At 40.5% G+C, this 16737-nt stretch carries 16 protein-coding genes and 2 pseudogenes; 11 read left to right on the forward strand and 7 right to left on the reverse strand.

Going from position 1 to position 16737, the window contains the following annotated elements; all coding sequences use genetic code 11:
- Positions 1–183: 183 nt before the first annotated feature.
- From modA to NIES592_RS26065, 3 genes are read left to right on the forward strand one after another with little or no spacing between them, the layout of a single operon-like run.
- Positions 184–996, forward strand: a complete 813-nt coding sequence (modA, locus tag NIES592_RS22460; RefSeq protein WP_073556954.1) for a molybdate ABC transporter substrate-binding protein — start codon at positions 184–186, stop codon at positions 994–996.
- A complete protein-coding gene (gene modB / locus NIES592_RS26060; RefSeq protein WP_084552380.1) occupies positions 996–1733 on the forward strand; it encodes a molybdate ABC transporter permease subunit in 738 nt (245 codons plus the stop codon). Before modA ends, modB begins: the two co-directional genes overlap by 1 nt.
- A complete protein-coding gene (locus NIES592_RS26065; protein ID WP_084552382.1) occupies positions 1672–2739 on the forward strand; it encodes a sulfate/molybdate ABC transporter ATP-binding protein in 1068 nt (355 codons plus the stop codon). The genes modB and NIES592_RS26065 overlap by 62 nt, the downstream gene beginning before the upstream one ends.
- A gap of 9 nt (positions 2740–2748) precedes the next feature.
- Here NIES592_RS26065 and NIES592_RS22470 read toward each other — a convergent pair whose 3' ends face one another.
- Positions 2749–3714: an arsenic resistance protein gene (locus NIES592_RS22470; RefSeq protein WP_073556955.1), complete on the reverse strand. Its 966-nt coding sequence runs from the start codon at positions 3712–3714 to the stop codon at positions 2749–2751.
- A gap of 99 nt (positions 3715–3813) precedes the next feature.
- On the opposite strand from NIES592_RS22470, the gene NIES592_RS22475 reads away from it, so the two are divergent.
- From NIES592_RS22475 to NIES592_RS22485, 3 genes are all read left to right on the forward strand, one after another.
- Entirely contained in the window at positions 3814–4986 is a 1173-nt protein-coding gene (locus NIES592_RS22475; protein WP_073556956.1) for an MFS transporter, read from the forward strand.
- A 228-nt stretch (positions 4987–5214) separates the two neighbouring features.
- The gene (locus NIES592_RS22480; RefSeq protein ID WP_073556957.1) at positions 5215–6369 is read left to right on the forward strand and encodes a substrate-binding domain-containing protein; all 1155 of its coding nucleotides are present in this window, start codon (positions 5215–5217) and stop codon (positions 6367–6369) included.
- Positions 6370–6582: 213 nt separating this feature from the next.
- A complete protein-coding gene (locus NIES592_RS22485; protein ID WP_073556958.1) occupies positions 6583–6765 on the forward strand; it encodes a hypothetical protein in 183 nt (60 codons plus the stop codon).
- A 30-nt stretch (positions 6766–6795) separates the two neighbouring features.
- Here the strand turns inward: NIES592_RS22485 and nrtS are convergent, their stop codons facing one another.
- From nrtS to NIES592_RS22510, 5 genes and pseudogenes are all read right to left on the reverse strand, one after another.
- Complete coding sequence (nrtS, locus tag NIES592_RS22490; RefSeq protein ID WP_178379610.1) at positions 6796–7026, reverse strand: nitrate/nitrite transporter NrtS; 231 nt, start codon at positions 7024–7026, stop codon at positions 6796–6798.
- Positions 7027–7564: 538 nt separating this feature from the next.
- Positions 7565–7711: pseudogene (locus NIES592_RS26070) on the reverse strand (STAS domain-containing protein); the annotation flags it as partial.
- A 57-nt stretch (positions 7712–7768) separates the two neighbouring features.
- On the reverse strand, positions 7769–8263 hold the full coding sequence (locus NIES592_RS22500) for a hypothetical protein (protein ID WP_256678202.1): 495 nt from the start codon (positions 8261–8263) through the stop codon (positions 7769–7771).
- 272 nt (positions 8264–8535) lie between these two features.
- Positions 8536–10185, reverse strand: a complete 1650-nt coding sequence (locus tag NIES592_RS22505) for a purple acid phosphatase family protein (RefSeq protein WP_073556959.1) — start codon at positions 10183–10185, stop codon at positions 8536–8538.
- A 184-nt stretch (positions 10186–10369) separates the two neighbouring features.
- On the reverse strand, positions 10370–10801 hold the full coding sequence (locus tag NIES592_RS22510) for a nucleoside deaminase (RefSeq protein WP_062246153.1): 432 nt from the start codon (positions 10799–10801) through the stop codon (positions 10370–10372).
- A 17-nt stretch (positions 10802–10818) separates the two neighbouring features.
- On the opposite strand from NIES592_RS22510, the gene NIES592_RS22515 reads away from it, so the two are divergent.
- The 5 genes and pseudogenes from NIES592_RS22515 to NIES592_RS22530 all read left to right on the forward strand — a co-directional run.
- Complete coding sequence (locus tag NIES592_RS22515; protein ID WP_073556960.1) at positions 10819–11742, forward strand: nucleoside hydrolase; 924 nt, start codon at positions 10819–10821, stop codon at positions 11740–11742.
- A 663-nt stretch (positions 11743–12405) separates the two neighbouring features.
- Positions 12406–13275 (forward strand): tRNA pseudouridine(55) synthase TruB, encoded by an 870-nt coding sequence (truB, locus tag NIES592_RS22520; protein ID WP_073556961.1) that lies wholly within the window; start codon positions 12406–12408, stop codon positions 13273–13275.
- 360 nt (positions 13276–13635) lie between these two features.
- The gene (locus NIES592_RS22525; RefSeq protein ID WP_073556962.1) at positions 13636–15003 is read left to right on the forward strand and encodes an AAA-like domain-containing protein; all 1368 of its coding nucleotides are present in this window, start codon (positions 13636–13638) and stop codon (positions 15001–15003) included.
- Between the two features lie 38 nt (positions 15004–15041).
- Complete coding sequence (locus tag NIES592_RS25475; RefSeq protein ID WP_178379611.1) at positions 15042–15185, forward strand: hypothetical protein; 144 nt, start codon at positions 15042–15044, stop codon at positions 15183–15185.
- 66 nt (positions 15186–15251) lie between these two features.
- Positions 15252–15596: pseudogene (locus NIES592_RS22530) on the forward strand (transposase); the annotation flags it as partial.
- An 81-nt stretch (positions 15597–15677) separates the two neighbouring features.
- Here the strand turns inward: NIES592_RS22530 and NIES592_RS22535 are convergent.
- A complete protein-coding gene (locus NIES592_RS22535; protein WP_073556963.1) occupies positions 15678–16637 on the reverse strand; it encodes a hypothetical protein in 960 nt (319 codons plus the stop codon).
- Positions 16638–16737: the final 100 nt, after the last annotated feature.

A 16737-nucleotide genomic window follows, 5' to 3' on the forward strand; every position in this document is an offset into this window, starting at 1 on the left:
AGACTTTCAAAAAAGGACGCAAAGTTAGAGAATTTCTATTTTTGCTGCTATGGTAGAGATTTTTATTGTGCAATTTTTGTGCAAGTATTTTGTCACAATGTTTGTTCTACTTGCTACAGAATTTAAAATTACATTCATGTATCAATATCAACTAGCAGCCTGTTAGTCATAAACAACACTTCCATGAAAGTAAGAGGACGGTATTTTCTCCTGTCAAGCCTAGTAGCAGTTCTAGTCACATCCTGGGGATTTTTCCTCAATCCAGTACCAGCAATCCAGACACTATTAGCTCAAAAACCAGTAACACTAACTGTATCTGCGGCAGCTGACCTCAACTATGTGTTTAAAGAAATCGGTGCTTTATGGGAAAAAGAAACAGGAAACAAAGTCACCTTTAACTTTGGTTCTACAGGACAATTGGCTCAACAAATTGAACGAGGCGCACCAGTAGATTTATATGCGGCTGCTAATAAGTCATTTGTGGAAGACCTTGACAAAAAAGGGTTAATAGTATCCACAACTAAAGCTTTGTATGGCAGGGGACGGATTACTTTATGGACAAGAGAAGACAGTAAACTCAACCCCAAAGACATTAGAGAGTTAACCAAACCGGAATACAAGAGAGTAGCGATCGCCAATCCGGATCATGCTCCCTACGGTATCGCTGCCAGAGAAGCATTTCAGTCAGTAGGTATATGGGATGCAATCAAGCCGAAACTGGTGCTAGGCGAGAACATCCGCCAAACTCAACAATATGTGGAAACTGGCAACGTTGATGTCGGTATCGTGGCTTTATCTTTAAGCGTCAACAAACCTGGAAAATGGGAGCTAATTCCTGAAAACTTACATAAACCCATTGACCAAATGTTGGCTGTAGTCAAAAAGAGTAAGTATCAGACACAGGCTAAACAGTTTGCTCAATTTATTAACGGGCCAAAAGGCAGACCATTAATGAAAAAATATGGCTTTGTTTTACCTGGAGAGACGGTAAAGTAATGGATTGGTTTCCTTATATATTGTCATTGCAAGTCACCGCACTAGCTACAGTATTACTGTTAGTTTTTGGGCTGGGACTAGCAATTTTCTTAGCCCGTGTTCGTTTTCGAGGAGAACTAATCATCTCTACAGTGCTGAACTTGCCCTTGGTACTACCTCCCAGTGTGATTGGTTTCTACCTATTGTTAGCTTTAGGTCGAGGTAGCCCCATACTGGAATGGTTCGGTATAGATATTTTATTCACTTGGCAAGCAGCAGCGATCGCTAGTGCAGTAGTTGCGTTACCCCTAATTGTAGAAGCAGCTAGAGCCGCAATTTTAGATGTTAATCCCGAATTAGAAGCAGCAGCCCGTACCCTGGGAGACTCGGAAATCAAAGTATTATGGCGAGTTACTTTACCTTTGGCTCGTTCGGGAATTTTAGCAGGCTTTATCTTAGCAGTCGCCAGAGCTTTAGGTGAATTCGGTGCAACCTTAATGGTTGCAGGGAATATCCCCGGACGCACCCAAACCTTACCTTTGGCTATTTATGATGCTGTGCAGAACCAAGAGTATGGCAAGGCTAATTTGATGGTGCTGGTGATGACTTTTTGGGCATTTCTGTTGTTGTTGTGGGCGCGTAGGCTGGAACAGCGTAGACAAAAGCGTTTTACTGAGAAAATAATCAAAACTAAGGATGCAGCTTTTAGTAGACATTCACAAACAACTAGCCAGTTATCCTCTAGAAGTGAAATTTAATCTAGAGGGGCGAGTCCTGGGAATATTGGGGGGTTCTGGTTCTGGCAAAAGCATGACTTTGCGTTGTATTGCGGGGCTTGAAACTCCTAAGCGGGGTCGCATTGTCGTTAATGGAAGGGTTTTGTTTGACTCCAACAAACGAATTAATCTACCAATTCGCTTACGCCGTGTTGGTATTGTCTTTCAAAACTACGCTTTGTTTCCCCATTTGACAGTTGCCGAAAATATTACCTACGGTTTACAAGATTTGTCTGTTGCAGAACGCCAGCACCGCTTAAGAGAACAAATTACCAGATTACAACTTTCTGGTCTAGAGAACCGCTATCCACACCATTTATCTGGCGGACAACAGCAGCGCGTAGCTTTAGCGAGGGCTTTAGCAGTAGAACCAGAAGTGTTGTTGTTAGATGAACCTTTTTCGGCTCTCGATACCCACCTACGACACCAACTGCAAGAACAACTGATTGAGACACTGAGTAGCTATCAAGGAGTGACGCTATTTGTTACCCATAATTTAGAAGAAGCCTATGAGATTTGTGAACAACTGTTAGTGATGTCAGAAGGGCAGGCGATCGCTTACGATAAAAAACAATCGATTTTCGATCGTCCAGCTACTTACACAGTTGCTCAACTAACTGGTTGTAAAAACTTCTCTAAGACAAGAGCAATTTCCCCCACACAAGTAGAAGCCCAAGACTGGGGCTGTACTCTCAAAGTCATTGAACCAATTCCTGAATCATTGGCTTATGTCGGAATTCGCGCCCATCATCTCACCATTACCAATGATCCCAAAGCTGAAAATACCTTCCCCTGTTGGTTAGCTCACACACGGGAAACACCCCATAGAATGACACTTTACCTGAAGCTAAATCATCCACCGACTCAAGCCAACGATTACCACATCCAAGCCGAAGTATTTAAAGAAAAATGGTCAACTATCAAAGATCGTCCTTTCCCTTGGTATGTCAAGTTAGATCCAATGCGGTTATTTTTAATGCAATCATAAACACTTATTTTACTGCTGCCATTGCCCTCGCCGTCGTATCAGCAGTAGTAGCTGAGAAATTAAAACCATAACTGGTAACTCAATCAAGGGGCCAATGACTAAGACAAGAGCAATTAAAGGACGATGGGGAAATGCAGAAGCAGCAATTGCTAGGGACAGTGGGGAATTACGAGCCAAAGTGGTGCAGCTAAGACAAGCAACCTCTTGGTAGGAAAACTTTAAGTAACGTCCTATCAATTGACCTAAGACAAAATTAACCACGAAGAACAGAACAACAGGGATAAACAGTTGAAATATTAATTCTGGATGCTGTATGACTACCTTTCCTTGTGAAGCGAAGATAGTAGCGATCGCTAAATTAAGGCAGATTACTTGAAATATTGCCATCTTTGCAACCACTTGCTGAAAATAAACATCACCTTTCCATCTGAGGATTAATTGTCGGGAAATGGTTGCTACCAACAAAGGTAAAAATAATACCCAAAACAAACTATCAAAAAGTTGAATTATGTTGATCTCTACCAATGTCCCGGCAAAAATCAACAGATACACTGGTAGCAAAATAACTTGCAACACTAAATTTAGTGGCAGTAAAGCAGTTGCCAAAGCCACATCTCCACGGGCAACACCTGTAAAGACAAGATACCAATCAGTACAAGGTGTGACCATCAACATAATTAGCCCCACCCTGAAATCGGGGCTATCTTGCAAAAATAGATAACCATTAATCCAAGTGAAGATGGGAGTCCAGACAAAGTTAACCATCAGGCTTGTTGATGTCACTTTAAAATTCTGTAACCCTCTTCCCCAGCCCTTTAAAGGTATTGGTAGGAAAGTTGCATACAGCATCAAAGCCAATAACGGCACAATTATCTTTGGGGCTAAATTAGCAAACCATCCTATTTGAGCTAATGCCAATCCCACAAAAACTGAAAGCAGTACTAAAAATGGCTGTACCTTCTCAAATAATGGCATTAGTCTACTTTGGCGCTAATTACAGCTAATAGTAAAAAGATATCACTGAATCACAGCTACAACCTCTTAAAAATTAGCACACTTAACAACGTAGTAACTATGGCACAGGGTACATCTAATAAATCAGCTCTCAAATTTGTGGTGATGTTAGGTATAGTTAGCCTCTGTGCTGATGCTACCTACGAAGGTGCAAGAAGCATTACAGGTGCGTATTTAGGAGTTTTAGGGGCTAGTGGTTTTGTAGTCGGGCTAGTAGCAGGTTTAGGAGAATTAATCGGCTATTGTTTTCGTCTTTTCATTGGCTATCTCAGCGACAAAACCCGCAAATATTGGCGAATTACCACCATTGGTTATGCACTCAATACGGCAGTTGTACCACTCTTAGCCTTAGCAGGAAGTTGGCAAGTCGCTGCGGCATTGATGATTGGTGAACGCACTGGTAAAGCAATTCGCACTCCACCTAGAGATGTGCTACTGTCCCACGCGGCTTTGAGACTGGGAGGCGGTTTTGGATTTGGGTTGCATGAAGCACTTGACCAAATCGGTGCAGTAGCGGGGCCATTGGCTGTGGCGACGGTGGTTTATCTTCACGGTGGATATCGGGGCGGTTTTGCAATTCTTATCGTACCTGCTGTAGTTGGGATGATTGTGCTTTTGGTAGGGCAGAGAATTTACCCGAATCCCCGTGATTTTGAACACCAAATTCCTACATTAGCGGACAAAGGACTACCTCAAAGATTCTGGATTTATTTAGGGGCTGTAGCATTCCTGGCCGCAGGCTTTGCTGATTTTCCATTAATTGCTTATCACTTTCAAACTCAAGCGATCGCCACAGGCAATACAATTCCCCTACTATATGCTTTGGCAATGGGGGTTGATGGGATTGCCGCACTGATATTTGGACGTTTATTTGACCGCTTTGGCATATCTATCCTAATTTTTGCGGCTGTTTTGTCTTCAATGTTTGCACCCTTAGTCTTTTTCGGCAACATCAATTTAGCAATATTGGGAATGGTCTTGTGGGGGATAGGGATGGGAGCGCAAGAATCAATTTTGAAAGCAGCAGTGGCAGCAATGGTGCCAATTGAAAAACGTGGCTCTGCTTTTGGCATATTTAACACAGGCTATGGTGTGTCTTGGTTTTTAGGTAGTGCTTTGATGGGAATTTTATACGATAGGTCAGTGAGTACTCTAATTCTTTTTTCAGTCATCATTCAGCTTGCTGCCATTCCGATTCTGCTGCTTGTTAATAGGAGTGGATCGAGAAATTAAAAGCATGGCTAAGGTTTGCGTATAAAAGTTAACCATTATCTTGCTTTTTTAGCATTGTATTTAGTACTGGGATCGCTAGTATAAATTGGGAATCAGAATCAGCGATCGCGTAGCGACTCCCCTAGAGTATTGCTTTCGTTAACTCGATTAAAAATCGAAATTTTACCTAAAATACTAGTTTTATTTACCCTGATTATATAATTTCAAAAAGACAATAACCAAGATGTGGTGAAACAAGAAGTTCTTCGTAATAACTTAAAACAAATTAGAACCCGCTTGGGTATGAGCCAACAGGATTTGGCTAACTTGGCTGGTGTGACTCGTCAAACTATTAGCGGCGTAGAGTCAGGACAATATGCTCCCTCAACCACAATTTCCTTACGTTTAGCGAAGGCTCTTGGTTGTCACATTGAAGATTTATTTTGGCTCGAAGAAGATTTACCAGAAATTACTGCTATCCCTGCCAAAAATTTACCAGTAGGCCAAGGTTTGCGTGTACTATTAGCACGAGTAGGTGGGCAATGGGTAGCTCATCCTCTAATTGGTAAAGATGCCTTTCGTAGTGAAATGATTCCTTCGGATGGTGAGGGAAATCGTCTCCCACATACAGATACGGTGTTAGTTAAACTACTAGATGAACCACAGAAATTACTGAATACGGTAGTTTTAGCTGGTTGTTCCCCTGCACTATCCTTATGGGCAAGAGCCGCAGAACGTTGGCATCCAGAACTGAGAGTACATCTAACTTTTGCCAATAGTATGGCAGCTTTAGAACGCTTATGTCGCGGTGAGGTTCACATTGCAGGAATGCACTTGTATTGTTCAAAAAATCAAGAACATAATACACCCTTTGTGCGTCGTATCTTAAAAAATCAAACAGCAGTTTTAATTAATTTGGGGATTTGGGAAGAAGGTCTTTTAGTGCAGCCAGGAAATCCCAAGAATTTAAAAACCGTAGCTGATTTAGCACAACCTGGAGTCACCATCGTTAATCGCGATCAAGGTTCCGGTAGCCGAGAGTTGTTAGAAAGGAAACTTCAGCAAGAAAAAATATCGTTTACTGCTGTACAAGGATTTGATCAAGTTGTTAGTGGACATCAAGATGTAGCATTGGCTGTAGCTACAGGAAAGGCAGATGCAGGGGTAAGTTCAGCATCTTTAGCCACTGCTTTTGGATTGGATTTTATTCCCTTACATCAGTCACGATATGACTTAGTAATTCTCAAGCAATATTTGGAAGAAGCACCTGTACAACGATTACTCGGTACTTTGGGACATCGACAGGTGATTTCACAACTGCAAGCACTTGGTGGTTATGATACCAGCTTGACGGGGGAGGTAGTGGCGACAGTAGAGGCTGGTAGTAACGGTAAGCACAATTAGCAAGATACATTTAACTATGGCACAGGGTACATCGAAATCTGCTATCAAATTTGTGTTGATTGCCTATCACGTTCAAACAAATGCGATCGCTACAGGAAACACAATTCCCTTATTGTATGCTTCAACGCCCTAGTTGTATTTTCAGCCCCCTGAGTAAGCCTTGAACTAAAGTTCGATCCTCATAGCCCAAGTCCGTTAAAACGGACTCAAAAGATGAACGCACCCTTAGTAATTAGTAACTTGACGGGAGCAAGCTTATGTTTACAATTTCTCAAGAGAGGAATTTTTCACAAGGAAATACTACCCGTCATCAAAGTTTCTCCTGTTGGTTGGGGAATTCTTTTAACTATTAACAGCTTTGAAAGTTATTTTGGTCTGGTTTTTCCGATTAATTGATGTCATGACCTTGATTTTTACTACTACATATCAACCTTTTCTAGAACGACTCACGTATTGACCGTGAATATTCACGATATAAGGAATCAGGTAGGTTACACCCGCAGAAATCCAGCGATCACGATTCATTTGACCTTTAATCAGTGCCGAACCATGATTAATGATAAATAGGATAGAACCAACCACAACAGATACTTTTAGTGCTGTCGGCATCATGTCTTGATTAAAAAGACATAAGCCAAATTCCTTGAAAGTTTTCATGCACTTCATAGGTCGGCTTGCTTTCATAGCTTGTATAAACCAAGAAAACTATAATAATTTATTCCCCGGTAAAGCCAGGGAATAACACTTTTTAACAACTAAATCTTCAGTAAACCTCTCATAATTAATGGCACAGACCACTAGTGGTCTATCGCATTAATTCTGAGGGGTTAAATTAAAAAACCGCGAAGACGCAAAGAGCGCGAAGAAAGAGAATTAGTTTACCCTTTAAAATCAATGCGATAGACTACTAGCTGGGTTTAAAACCTCTGCTTCTACCTTGAATCTTGAATAGGTAGGGGTTTGAATACCCTACTTATTCGGCTTTTTAAGTTTATTCAACTGAATTTTATTGAGGTACAAGTAAAGCTCAGTCGCAAACTAAAGAGGCTGTTAACTATCACCTAACACTAGCCATCTTGGCAGTATCATACTGATCCAACATAGTGACACCCTCGCAAAATGCACTCATCTGGAGATAATTCTTGACATGCTCAGCCGCACCAACTATATAGAATTCAACATCGGCACCCAGCTTTTACTTGTTGAAAATGAGCGATCGCAGTCCAGCGCTAGATATGCATTTCAGATTTTCTAGCATCAAGACAATGCGTTTGACTGACTGGCTGGTTGCTTTCTTTAATTCATCCTCAAAAAGTGGCACAGCAGCTGCATCCATTAACCCACTTGCGGTATATCTCTTCCCCTTAGGATCACTTCAATGCCAGCCTTATGTAGGGCCTTAACCATAATTTTTGCAGCCTAAGGAGGGAGACCTAGTAAACCCGCCAGCATGTAACTCATAAATGATCGTATCACTCATTGGTCGGTTGAGGGGGCGATCGCCTTCCCAGTCATAATCCGAGATGTCAATGACTACACTACGCATTGAGCTGGCTAGGTTGTCTTTTGTTCCCAAAGCATCTATGCGGTTCCAAAGAGCATTGCTGTTTCCCTTGGAGTAGGGATCGATCAGTACCTTGTTCTTGTTGAAGCGGTGTCCTGCGCCGTGTAAATCCTGAGGGCCGTCTACTCTATACGCATAAAAAGTACCTGGTGTCAACCGTTTCACAAAGATATGCCAGAAATGAAAGGTTTTATTTATTGTTGGGTTCAATTGGATAATCTGGATCGGTTCCGCGTCATCATGCTTATCAAACAACAACAGTTCCACAGATGTGGCATGTTCTGAAAAGATTGCGAAATTTACCCCGTCTTTGTACGGCGTTGCACCCAAAGGATGTTGGCTTCCTCTTTCTACTTGGTACTTAGCTGTTACTGGCTCAAGTTGATATAGCGATCGGCATCCATGAACCCTCGATACTCAGTTTCGTCAAAGTGAGCTTCAATCAGTAGACCGAAAAGTTCTGTGATTGCTATGAAGGGGTGACTTGTTTAAGCTTATTTTGAACCTAAAAACCGTATTGTTGAATACAGTTTTTTGACAACTCACTTCATGTTGTCTCATAAATAAATTTATTTCTTGGCGCACGAAAGAAGAAGCAAAAATTATTGATTTAGTTTAAATTCATCAAACTTAATTACCTCTCCATCTAGCTTGCGCGTATCAAAACGATAGCTACTCACCGTTCCCGTACCTGTATCGAAGATACTAAACACTGTTATGTCATTACTGGCAATGTAAGGCATGGGTTGACCATCTTCATCTAAAATAGGTGCAATTGTAGGTGTGAGTGGTACTAACCCATAAGGATCACCACTTGCTACATAATCCTGACTTTCCCAAGGTGGTAAATTCTTACGTTTTGTTTTACCGTACGCAGCGCCATAAGAGTTACCAACGTTGGAAGTTTCTAAAAAGTGCATCCCCGATGGACTGCAAAAGCGGTTCCATAAATGAGAATGACCAAAAAATACTAATTGCACCTCAGCTGCTTCTAATAATGGCAGCACATCACGAATAATGTAGTCTGCTTGTTTGGGGTACTCATAACGTACTGCTTGAATATTGCCAGTTTCATCCTGTTCAATCATTTGTACTGGATCAGTATAGGCAGGGATAATGTTATCACCTAGAGTATGAGGCGGATGATGCAGCATCACGATTTTATACTTGGCTTTTTTAAATTCAGGGCTGTTGAGTTCTTGCACTAACCAGTTGTACTGTTGACTTCCTTGAGCAATTGGTTCGTATATATGCTGACCATAACCCCACTCTTGGGGATTGTTTAATTCTGTTTCTGGTTCACCGTATTTTCCTTTATATTTACCTTCATTCGTGGTATAGCGCCACATATTGGTAGCATAAAGCACTACCAAACGCACATCACCAAAGGTAGTAGCATAGTAGGTTTTTCCGCCTTCTGGACTCTGCGGTAAAGTAAATATCTCTTCGTAGGTATCAGTATTAAAAGAATTGTCTTTGAGGGATTGCTCTCCGTATAATTTGAGCGCTGCTGCACGGGGAATAGTATCATTAAACTCTTCGTTCAAACTGCCTTTTTGAGCATAACGCCCCATGATTTCATGATTACCAATGCAAGTAAACATGGGTGCATGTTGAATAATTTGCCCGCCAGTGTAGCTTGTTTTTATACCGTTATGTTCTATTTCATATTTAGCACGACCTTGTAAACAGGGGAAAAATGCACCACCCCGATTATCATCAAACCATTCACTGGCGCGATCGGGAATATTCGCCAAATCACCAGCAAACCAAACTGCATCTACTCGTCCAACTGTTTCTACAACTTTTTGTAAATTTGCCGCAACCATTGGTTTGATTTGGTGATCGGAGGTAAGGAGAATTTTTAGTGGGGTGTTGGGTGTAGGTGTAGGTGCAAGAGTAAACACTTCACTACTGACACTTTGGTTATCTTCCCGTACACTTGTAATTTGATAAGGAATTCTTGTATTGGGAATTAAACCAGTTATTTCAGCTTCATGTCTCCAAATATGACGGTAAACAGGGTGTTGATAAATTTGTCCGTCTTGAGTTTGACTTCCTACTCTTGATTGTTGATCTTCACGAGTGCGGCTAAGTTTAGTAGTTGTGGCTAAAACTTTTGTGGCTAAATTTTTGCTGTAGGAAACTAGATGTTTGTTACCAGCAAACTCGGTAAACCATACTACTCTGACTGAATTTGGAGTTGGGAGTTGCAGAAATGGATCGGTAAGCAATTGGGGTGGTGAAGTCATACAGATTTTGGATCGGGGATTTTTACTTACAATCAATTATTAACCTGGGAAAAATCATATTTGAAAATCGACCACCGATGCACACAGATGCACACAGATGCACGCAGATAGATTTGCTAATTGCTGATTGGGGATTGGGAGTTATTAATTGCGCTCAAGCATTAATTATTTCATCATTGATGTTTCATTTACCAATATCTTCGTTCCACAGTTCGGGATTTTGTTGAATAAATTCACTCATCATTTTTTCGCATTCTTCTAAGTCTAAATCAACGACTTCGACGCCGCGAGATACCATAAATTCTTTTGCACCGGGGAATGTTCTGGATTCTGCGGCTACAACTTTTTTTATGCCAAATTGTACTACCGCACCGGCACACAAATAGCATGGCATTAAGGTTGAATAGAGTGTTGTACCTTTGTAATTGCCAATTCTACCTGCGTTACGCAGACAATCAATTTCGGCGTGGGTGACAGGATCGTTGTCTTGGACGCGCTTGTTATGTCCTCTGCCTACAATTTTGCCATCTTTGACAAGCACAGAACCAATGGGGATTCCACCTTCTTGTCTACCTTGTTTTGCTTCGTCAATGGCGGCTTTCATAAACTCATCCATTTATTTATTCTCCTGTTATGGCTAAACAACTTGTATTAATGGATCACGATGGCGGTGTAGATGACTACTTAGCAACTATGTTGTTGATGACTATGGATCATATCCAACTTCTTGGTGTTGTTGTCACTCCTGCTGATTGTTATGTACAACCTGCTGTTAGCGCTACACGTAAAATCCTGGATTTGATGGGTGGTACTCATATTCCCGTCGCAGAAAGCACTGTACGCGGTATCAATCCTTTCCCCTATCTCTATCGCCGTGATTCTTTTGTGGTAGATCATCTGCCGATTCTGAATCAAAGCGATCGCATTATTACACCTCTAGTTACCGAACCTGGTCAGGATTTTATGGTGAAAGTGTTGCGATCAGCACCAGAACCTGTGACGCTTATGGTAACTGGCCCACTAACGACAGTTGCAACAGCCTTAGACAAAGCACCAGATATTGAAGCCAAAATTCAAAAAATTGTCTGGATGGGAGGGGCGCTAAATGTCCCTGGTAATGTGGAAAAAAATTGGGAACCAGGACAAGATGGTTCCGCAGAATGGAATGTATACTGGGATCCTGTTTCCGCTGCACGGGTATGGCAAACTCAGATTGAAATTATTATGTGTCCTTTAGATTTGACTAATAATGTACCTGTGACATCTGAGATCGTACGAAAAATGGGACAACAACGCCACTATCCCATCTCCGATTTAGCTGGACAATGTTATGCACTGGTAATTCCCCAAGATTATTATTTTTGGGACGTACTAGCAACAGCTTATTTAGGTCGCCCAGAATTATATCAACTACGGCAGTGGGAAACTGAAATTGTTACTTCCGGTCCCAGTCAGGGACGTACAAAGATAGCATCTGGAGGTCGTAAAATTTACGCGATGGATAAGGTAGATAAAGAGGCTTTTTACGCTTATATTTTGCAACAATGGGCTAGATAGATTTTGCATTTTAGATTAATTATCTAATAATGAGCCTATTTCAAAGTTTGCATCAATAATGTCTAAAATATTTAGACAAATTCAAAAAATATTGGCGACAGATATCCCTCCCGTACTAAAGCGCACCCTCGCCAAAACTTCGTTTCAAAATCATTATGGGTGCGATCGCTGGACTTGTTAGGTGTGACAATAGTTATGACTTTTCTACCTTGGATCGCGCGTGGATTAGAAATGTTAATTCCCAAGAGTAAAAATGAGACTGAGTTCAATGCTGATAAAGCTTGAATAAGGATGTAGCAATAACCTAGAAAATTATGCTTGAGTGAATTAATGTGGTGAGAACAGTATATTTTGTATAAGTCGAACACAGATGCACACCGATGAACACTGATAGACACTGATAGATTATCCGTTTTGCATTTGGCGTCATCTGTTAGTGTTTGCTTATCGAGATATAAATGAAGTGTTGCTGGGTCAAACTTTAGTAAATCCAGAAATTCACATTTTACTAAAAATCCTGATACATATTGGATTTATTGTATGGGCGTACACCTGTATGCCCATACATATGTATTTGTATTTATCAAAAAATTGACATGATATTAAGAGTAGAAACTAATTTAAGAAATGGTATAACACTATCAATTGCCATATGAATATCTTGTGTTTGGTTTTCTCAATCTCAACAAACCGTTTGGTTGGACTTCTCACGACTGTGTAGCGAAGACGCGAAAACTTTTGCGCCTCAAGCGAGTCGGACATGCTGGTACTCTCGACCCAGCAGCAACAGGTGTGTTACCAATTGCACTTGGTAAAGCTACGCGTTTGTTACAGTATCTTCCTGGTGAAAAAGCTTATCAAGCAACAATTAGGCTTGGTGTACGTACGATAACTGATGATTTACAAGGAGAAATAATTGCAGAAAAATCAGTGACAAATGTAACTTTAGAAACGGTAAAAACTGCACTCCAAAAATTTCAAGGCAAAATTGAGCAAATTCCACCGAGTTACAGCGCTATACAAGTAGACGGAAAGCGTTTATACGAGTTAGCACGTAAGGGTGAGACGGTGGAAGTGCCAGTGCGAACAGTGGAAGTATTCAAGATAGAGATTTTAGATTGGCGAGAGGGGGAATTTCCGGAGGTGGATGTGGCGATCGCCTGTGGTACGGGAACATATATTAGAGCGATCGCTCGTGATTTGGGTACAGTATTAGAAACTGGCGGTACTCTCGCTGCTTTGCAACGCACCGCTAGCAGTGGGTTTCAATTAGCAGATAGCCTGACTTTTACAGATTTAGAAGCACAATTGCAAGCTGGAACTTTTCAACCCCTTCCCCCCGATGTAGCTTTGCAGCATTTAGCTTGTGTCAGTTTAAACGCACCAGCAGATCAAAAATGGTGTCAAGGTCAGAAGATCAGTTTTGAACATAATTCTTCACAAATATTGCGAGTTTACTCAGAAGATGGACGCTTTTTAGGGATTGGACAAACAAAAGATGATGTTTTGATTCCTCTGCTTGTTTTGGTTTGATCATTCATATCTAGCTAAATTAAACTTTACAAAATATCCCAGTTTTGCACATGTCTTGGCTGATACCCTGGAAGTCTCTAAATGATATTGTAGGAACAGACTGTGGTTAATTAGATCTTATATTGTTGAACTTGTTTATTTCTCTACATAAGAAAATACGGTTGTATGTACAAGTGTCAGAGAAAGCAAGAGAAAACAATGATAAACCAATATAAATAAGAAATCGCGATCGCAGGTTTACTTGGAAATAAATGTTGGAGTGGTTTATTAAACACAGTACTTTTGATTTTGCCAGTTTTCAAAAGTAGGTTGTTTATTAAAACTTGAATAATAATCCTATATATCTATTCAGGATGAAGAATGAACTGGGAAGAAGGGTTAGAAATTTTAGATGGAGTTGTCTTTAACAAAATTAACAGACACTTAAAAGATGTAGAAATAATTATCCTTCAAGGATCATGGCAAGGACTAAGTTATGATGAAATTGCTACCAATGAAGGTTATGCAGCCAAATATCTCCGGCAGGATGTAGGTTTCAAATTGTGGAAGTTACTTTCAGAAGCATTAGGGGAAGAGGTTAGTAAAACTAATTTTCGCGCAGCGATTGAGCGTTATAACTTTAGGAATATCAATATTCTGTCAGCAGCAGTGCATGATGATAGTTACAGTACCATAAAAAATGAATTTACGCTAGAATACCCAGAAGGTTTAGTGCCACTGAATTCTGCATTTTATATACAGCGATTCTCCACAGGAGACGCTACGCGAACGCCAATAGAAGAACGTTGTTATGAAACGATTCTTCACGCTGGTTCTTTAATTCGGATTAAAGCTCCAAAACAAATGGGTAAAACATCTCTGCTTGAGAGAATTATCGCTCATTCAAATCAGAGAGGTTATCACACAGTACGTTTAAACTTATTGCAAGCAGACACAACAGTTTTTAGTAATTTGGATAAATTTTTGCGCTGCTTTTGTGCTTATGTGAGTCACAAACTAAAACTATCTACTTCATTCAATGAATCTTGGGATGAGTATAGGGGTAGCATTATTAATTGTACTACATATTTTGAAGATTATATTCTGAATCCAATCAATAATAATTTAGTTTTAGCATTAGATGAAGTAGATAGAGTTTTTCAATATGCTGACATTTCTCAAGGTTTTTTTGCCATGTTACGTAGTTGGCATGAAGAAGCGAAAACGGTAGAAATTTGGGAAAAATTACGATTAGCTGTAGTACATTCCACTGAAAACTATGGATCGTTGGATATCAATCAATCACCATTTAATGTTGGATTAGTAGTTGAATTGACGGAGTTTGCTCCAGAACAAATAGAAGACTTAGCCCAGCGTCATCAACTTGATTACAATCCAATCCAAATACAGCAATTAATGTCTATGTTTGGAGGACATCCATATTTAATTAGACTAGCACTTTATCACCTCGCGATTGGGAATATAACGCTGGAAAACTTATTACAAACTGCTCCCACAAATGCCGGAATTTACGAAGAACATTTACGGCGATTTTTGCATATTTTTCAAGTCAATTCCAGCCTAGCCGAGGCATTTATGCAAGTAGTAAAGGCAACGGAACCAGTTGATATAGAAACAATACAAGCATATCAGTTATATAGTATGGGATTAGTTAAAAGGGTTGGCGATAAATTAGTCCCACGCTGTCAGTTATATCAACAATATTTTCGGGAACACTTGAAGATATAGTATTTGATTGCTGGCTGGTAGATTGAATATTATTAATAATGTTTCATAAGCACAGGACTTACGCAACTGGCATAGTGCGATCGCTGCTTAATAGTACACAAGTATTAACTAAATCTGGTTCCGAAAGCTTTGTCAAAGCCGAAGAAGTCGCTCTTAAGGAAACACTGTTGAAATATTCATGAGAAAATAGATAGAGATTGTATTAGATAAATATTGCTTAGAATAATGAAATTTACTAAGCTTAATTACTGCTGCGGGTTGCCGTTTCTACCAACAGAACAGATTATGTCGCCACTAACGATTTATCTCAAAGTTCCACGAATGTTGTACAAGAGGTGTGTAAAATTCGTTGGAAAATCGAGGAGTTTCACCGAGAGATTAAACAACTAACAGGAATTGAATCTTGTCAATGTCGTAAAGCTAGGCTTCAAATAAATCATATTGCTTGTGCAATGTTAGTTTGGGTTAAGTTAAAGAATTTAGCCCATACCACTGGTCAAACTATTTATCAAATCAAGCGTAATTTGCTGTCTAATTATTTAATTGCTGCAACTAAAACGCCCAAGTATTCCTATGTGCTCGGTTTGATTTAAATTGTCCCCTGGTAGGGCTGCGCCCTGCCCACTATTTGTGCCAGTTTCGTAATTCCTGTCTGAAAGTCCCTTAACTACTTATTAGTGGGGATTCGTAGTTTTTGTATTAGGATTCCAGTCTGTTCGTCTGCCTACAACCATGCCAATTTTTTTGCCAACTTCTTTGCCTTTTGGTCCTAGAACTGTACTCCCAATCACTCCACCAATAACAGCTGTACCAGTTTCACCTAAGAAATCACAGGCTGTATTGCCTAACCAACTTCCTTTTTGCTGTTGAGAAGACAATGGTTTTACATTAGAAACAGTTGCAAAATTTTTCTGAGTGATCTGATTGACTTGCCGCACTGTATCCTCCCCAAGCTGCGCTCCAATAGTAAAACCAACTACACTGCCTACTTGAGTACCAACAATTGCGCCTGCTGGTCCCATTACTATCCCAGCTACAACTGCTCCAACTGTTCCTCCTACTGTTTCTCCAACAGTAGCTCCAATCAAGCTGCCTCCAAGTTCTTGCATCGCGGTTTTGGATGCAGGAGAGGGAATATTTTCTATGACTTCGGATACTGTCTGAGCAACAGCTTGACCTGCTTGGGAGGTAGCATTCCCAATCACTTCGCCAAAACCAGCAGTTGTTCCTGCTACCATTTTTCCAGTCAAGAAAGCAGCGCTGCCGATCACTTCACCCATATTGTTGGCTGTTGCAGACAAATATGCTAAACCAGGAGGTGTGACGCTATCAAGCACTTCTCCAACATTAGCAGAAGTTTCCAGAACTGTTTTTCCAGCTTGGTATGCCATGCCATTAATTGCTTCTGCCATACCAGCCGTAGTTTCAATCACAACTTTTCCCGCTTGGGATGCTGCATCGCTGATTGCTTGTCCGATTCCATTGGCAACTGTGGCAAAAAATCCTAAACGAGGAGCTTTGTGAGTCGAAATTCTAGCTAACTGAATACTGGAAGACTGAGAATAAACTTCGATTACCTTTGCTTTGACTTCAATGTCTAAGGATTGAGCTTTGATTCTTGTTTCACTTGACATGGAGATGACCTCAAAAAAATTGGGAGATTTAGCACTGTCTAAGGGTTTGGACAAGGGGTATAGGGGTTTAGGGGTATGGGGTGTAAGTAAAACCTACACC

The organism is Fischerella major NIES-592, from assembly GCF_001904645.1.
In the GTDB taxonomy this organism is placed as follows: domain Bacteria; phylum Cyanobacteriota; class Cyanobacteriia; order Cyanobacteriales; family Nostocaceae; genus Fischerella; species Fischerella thermalis.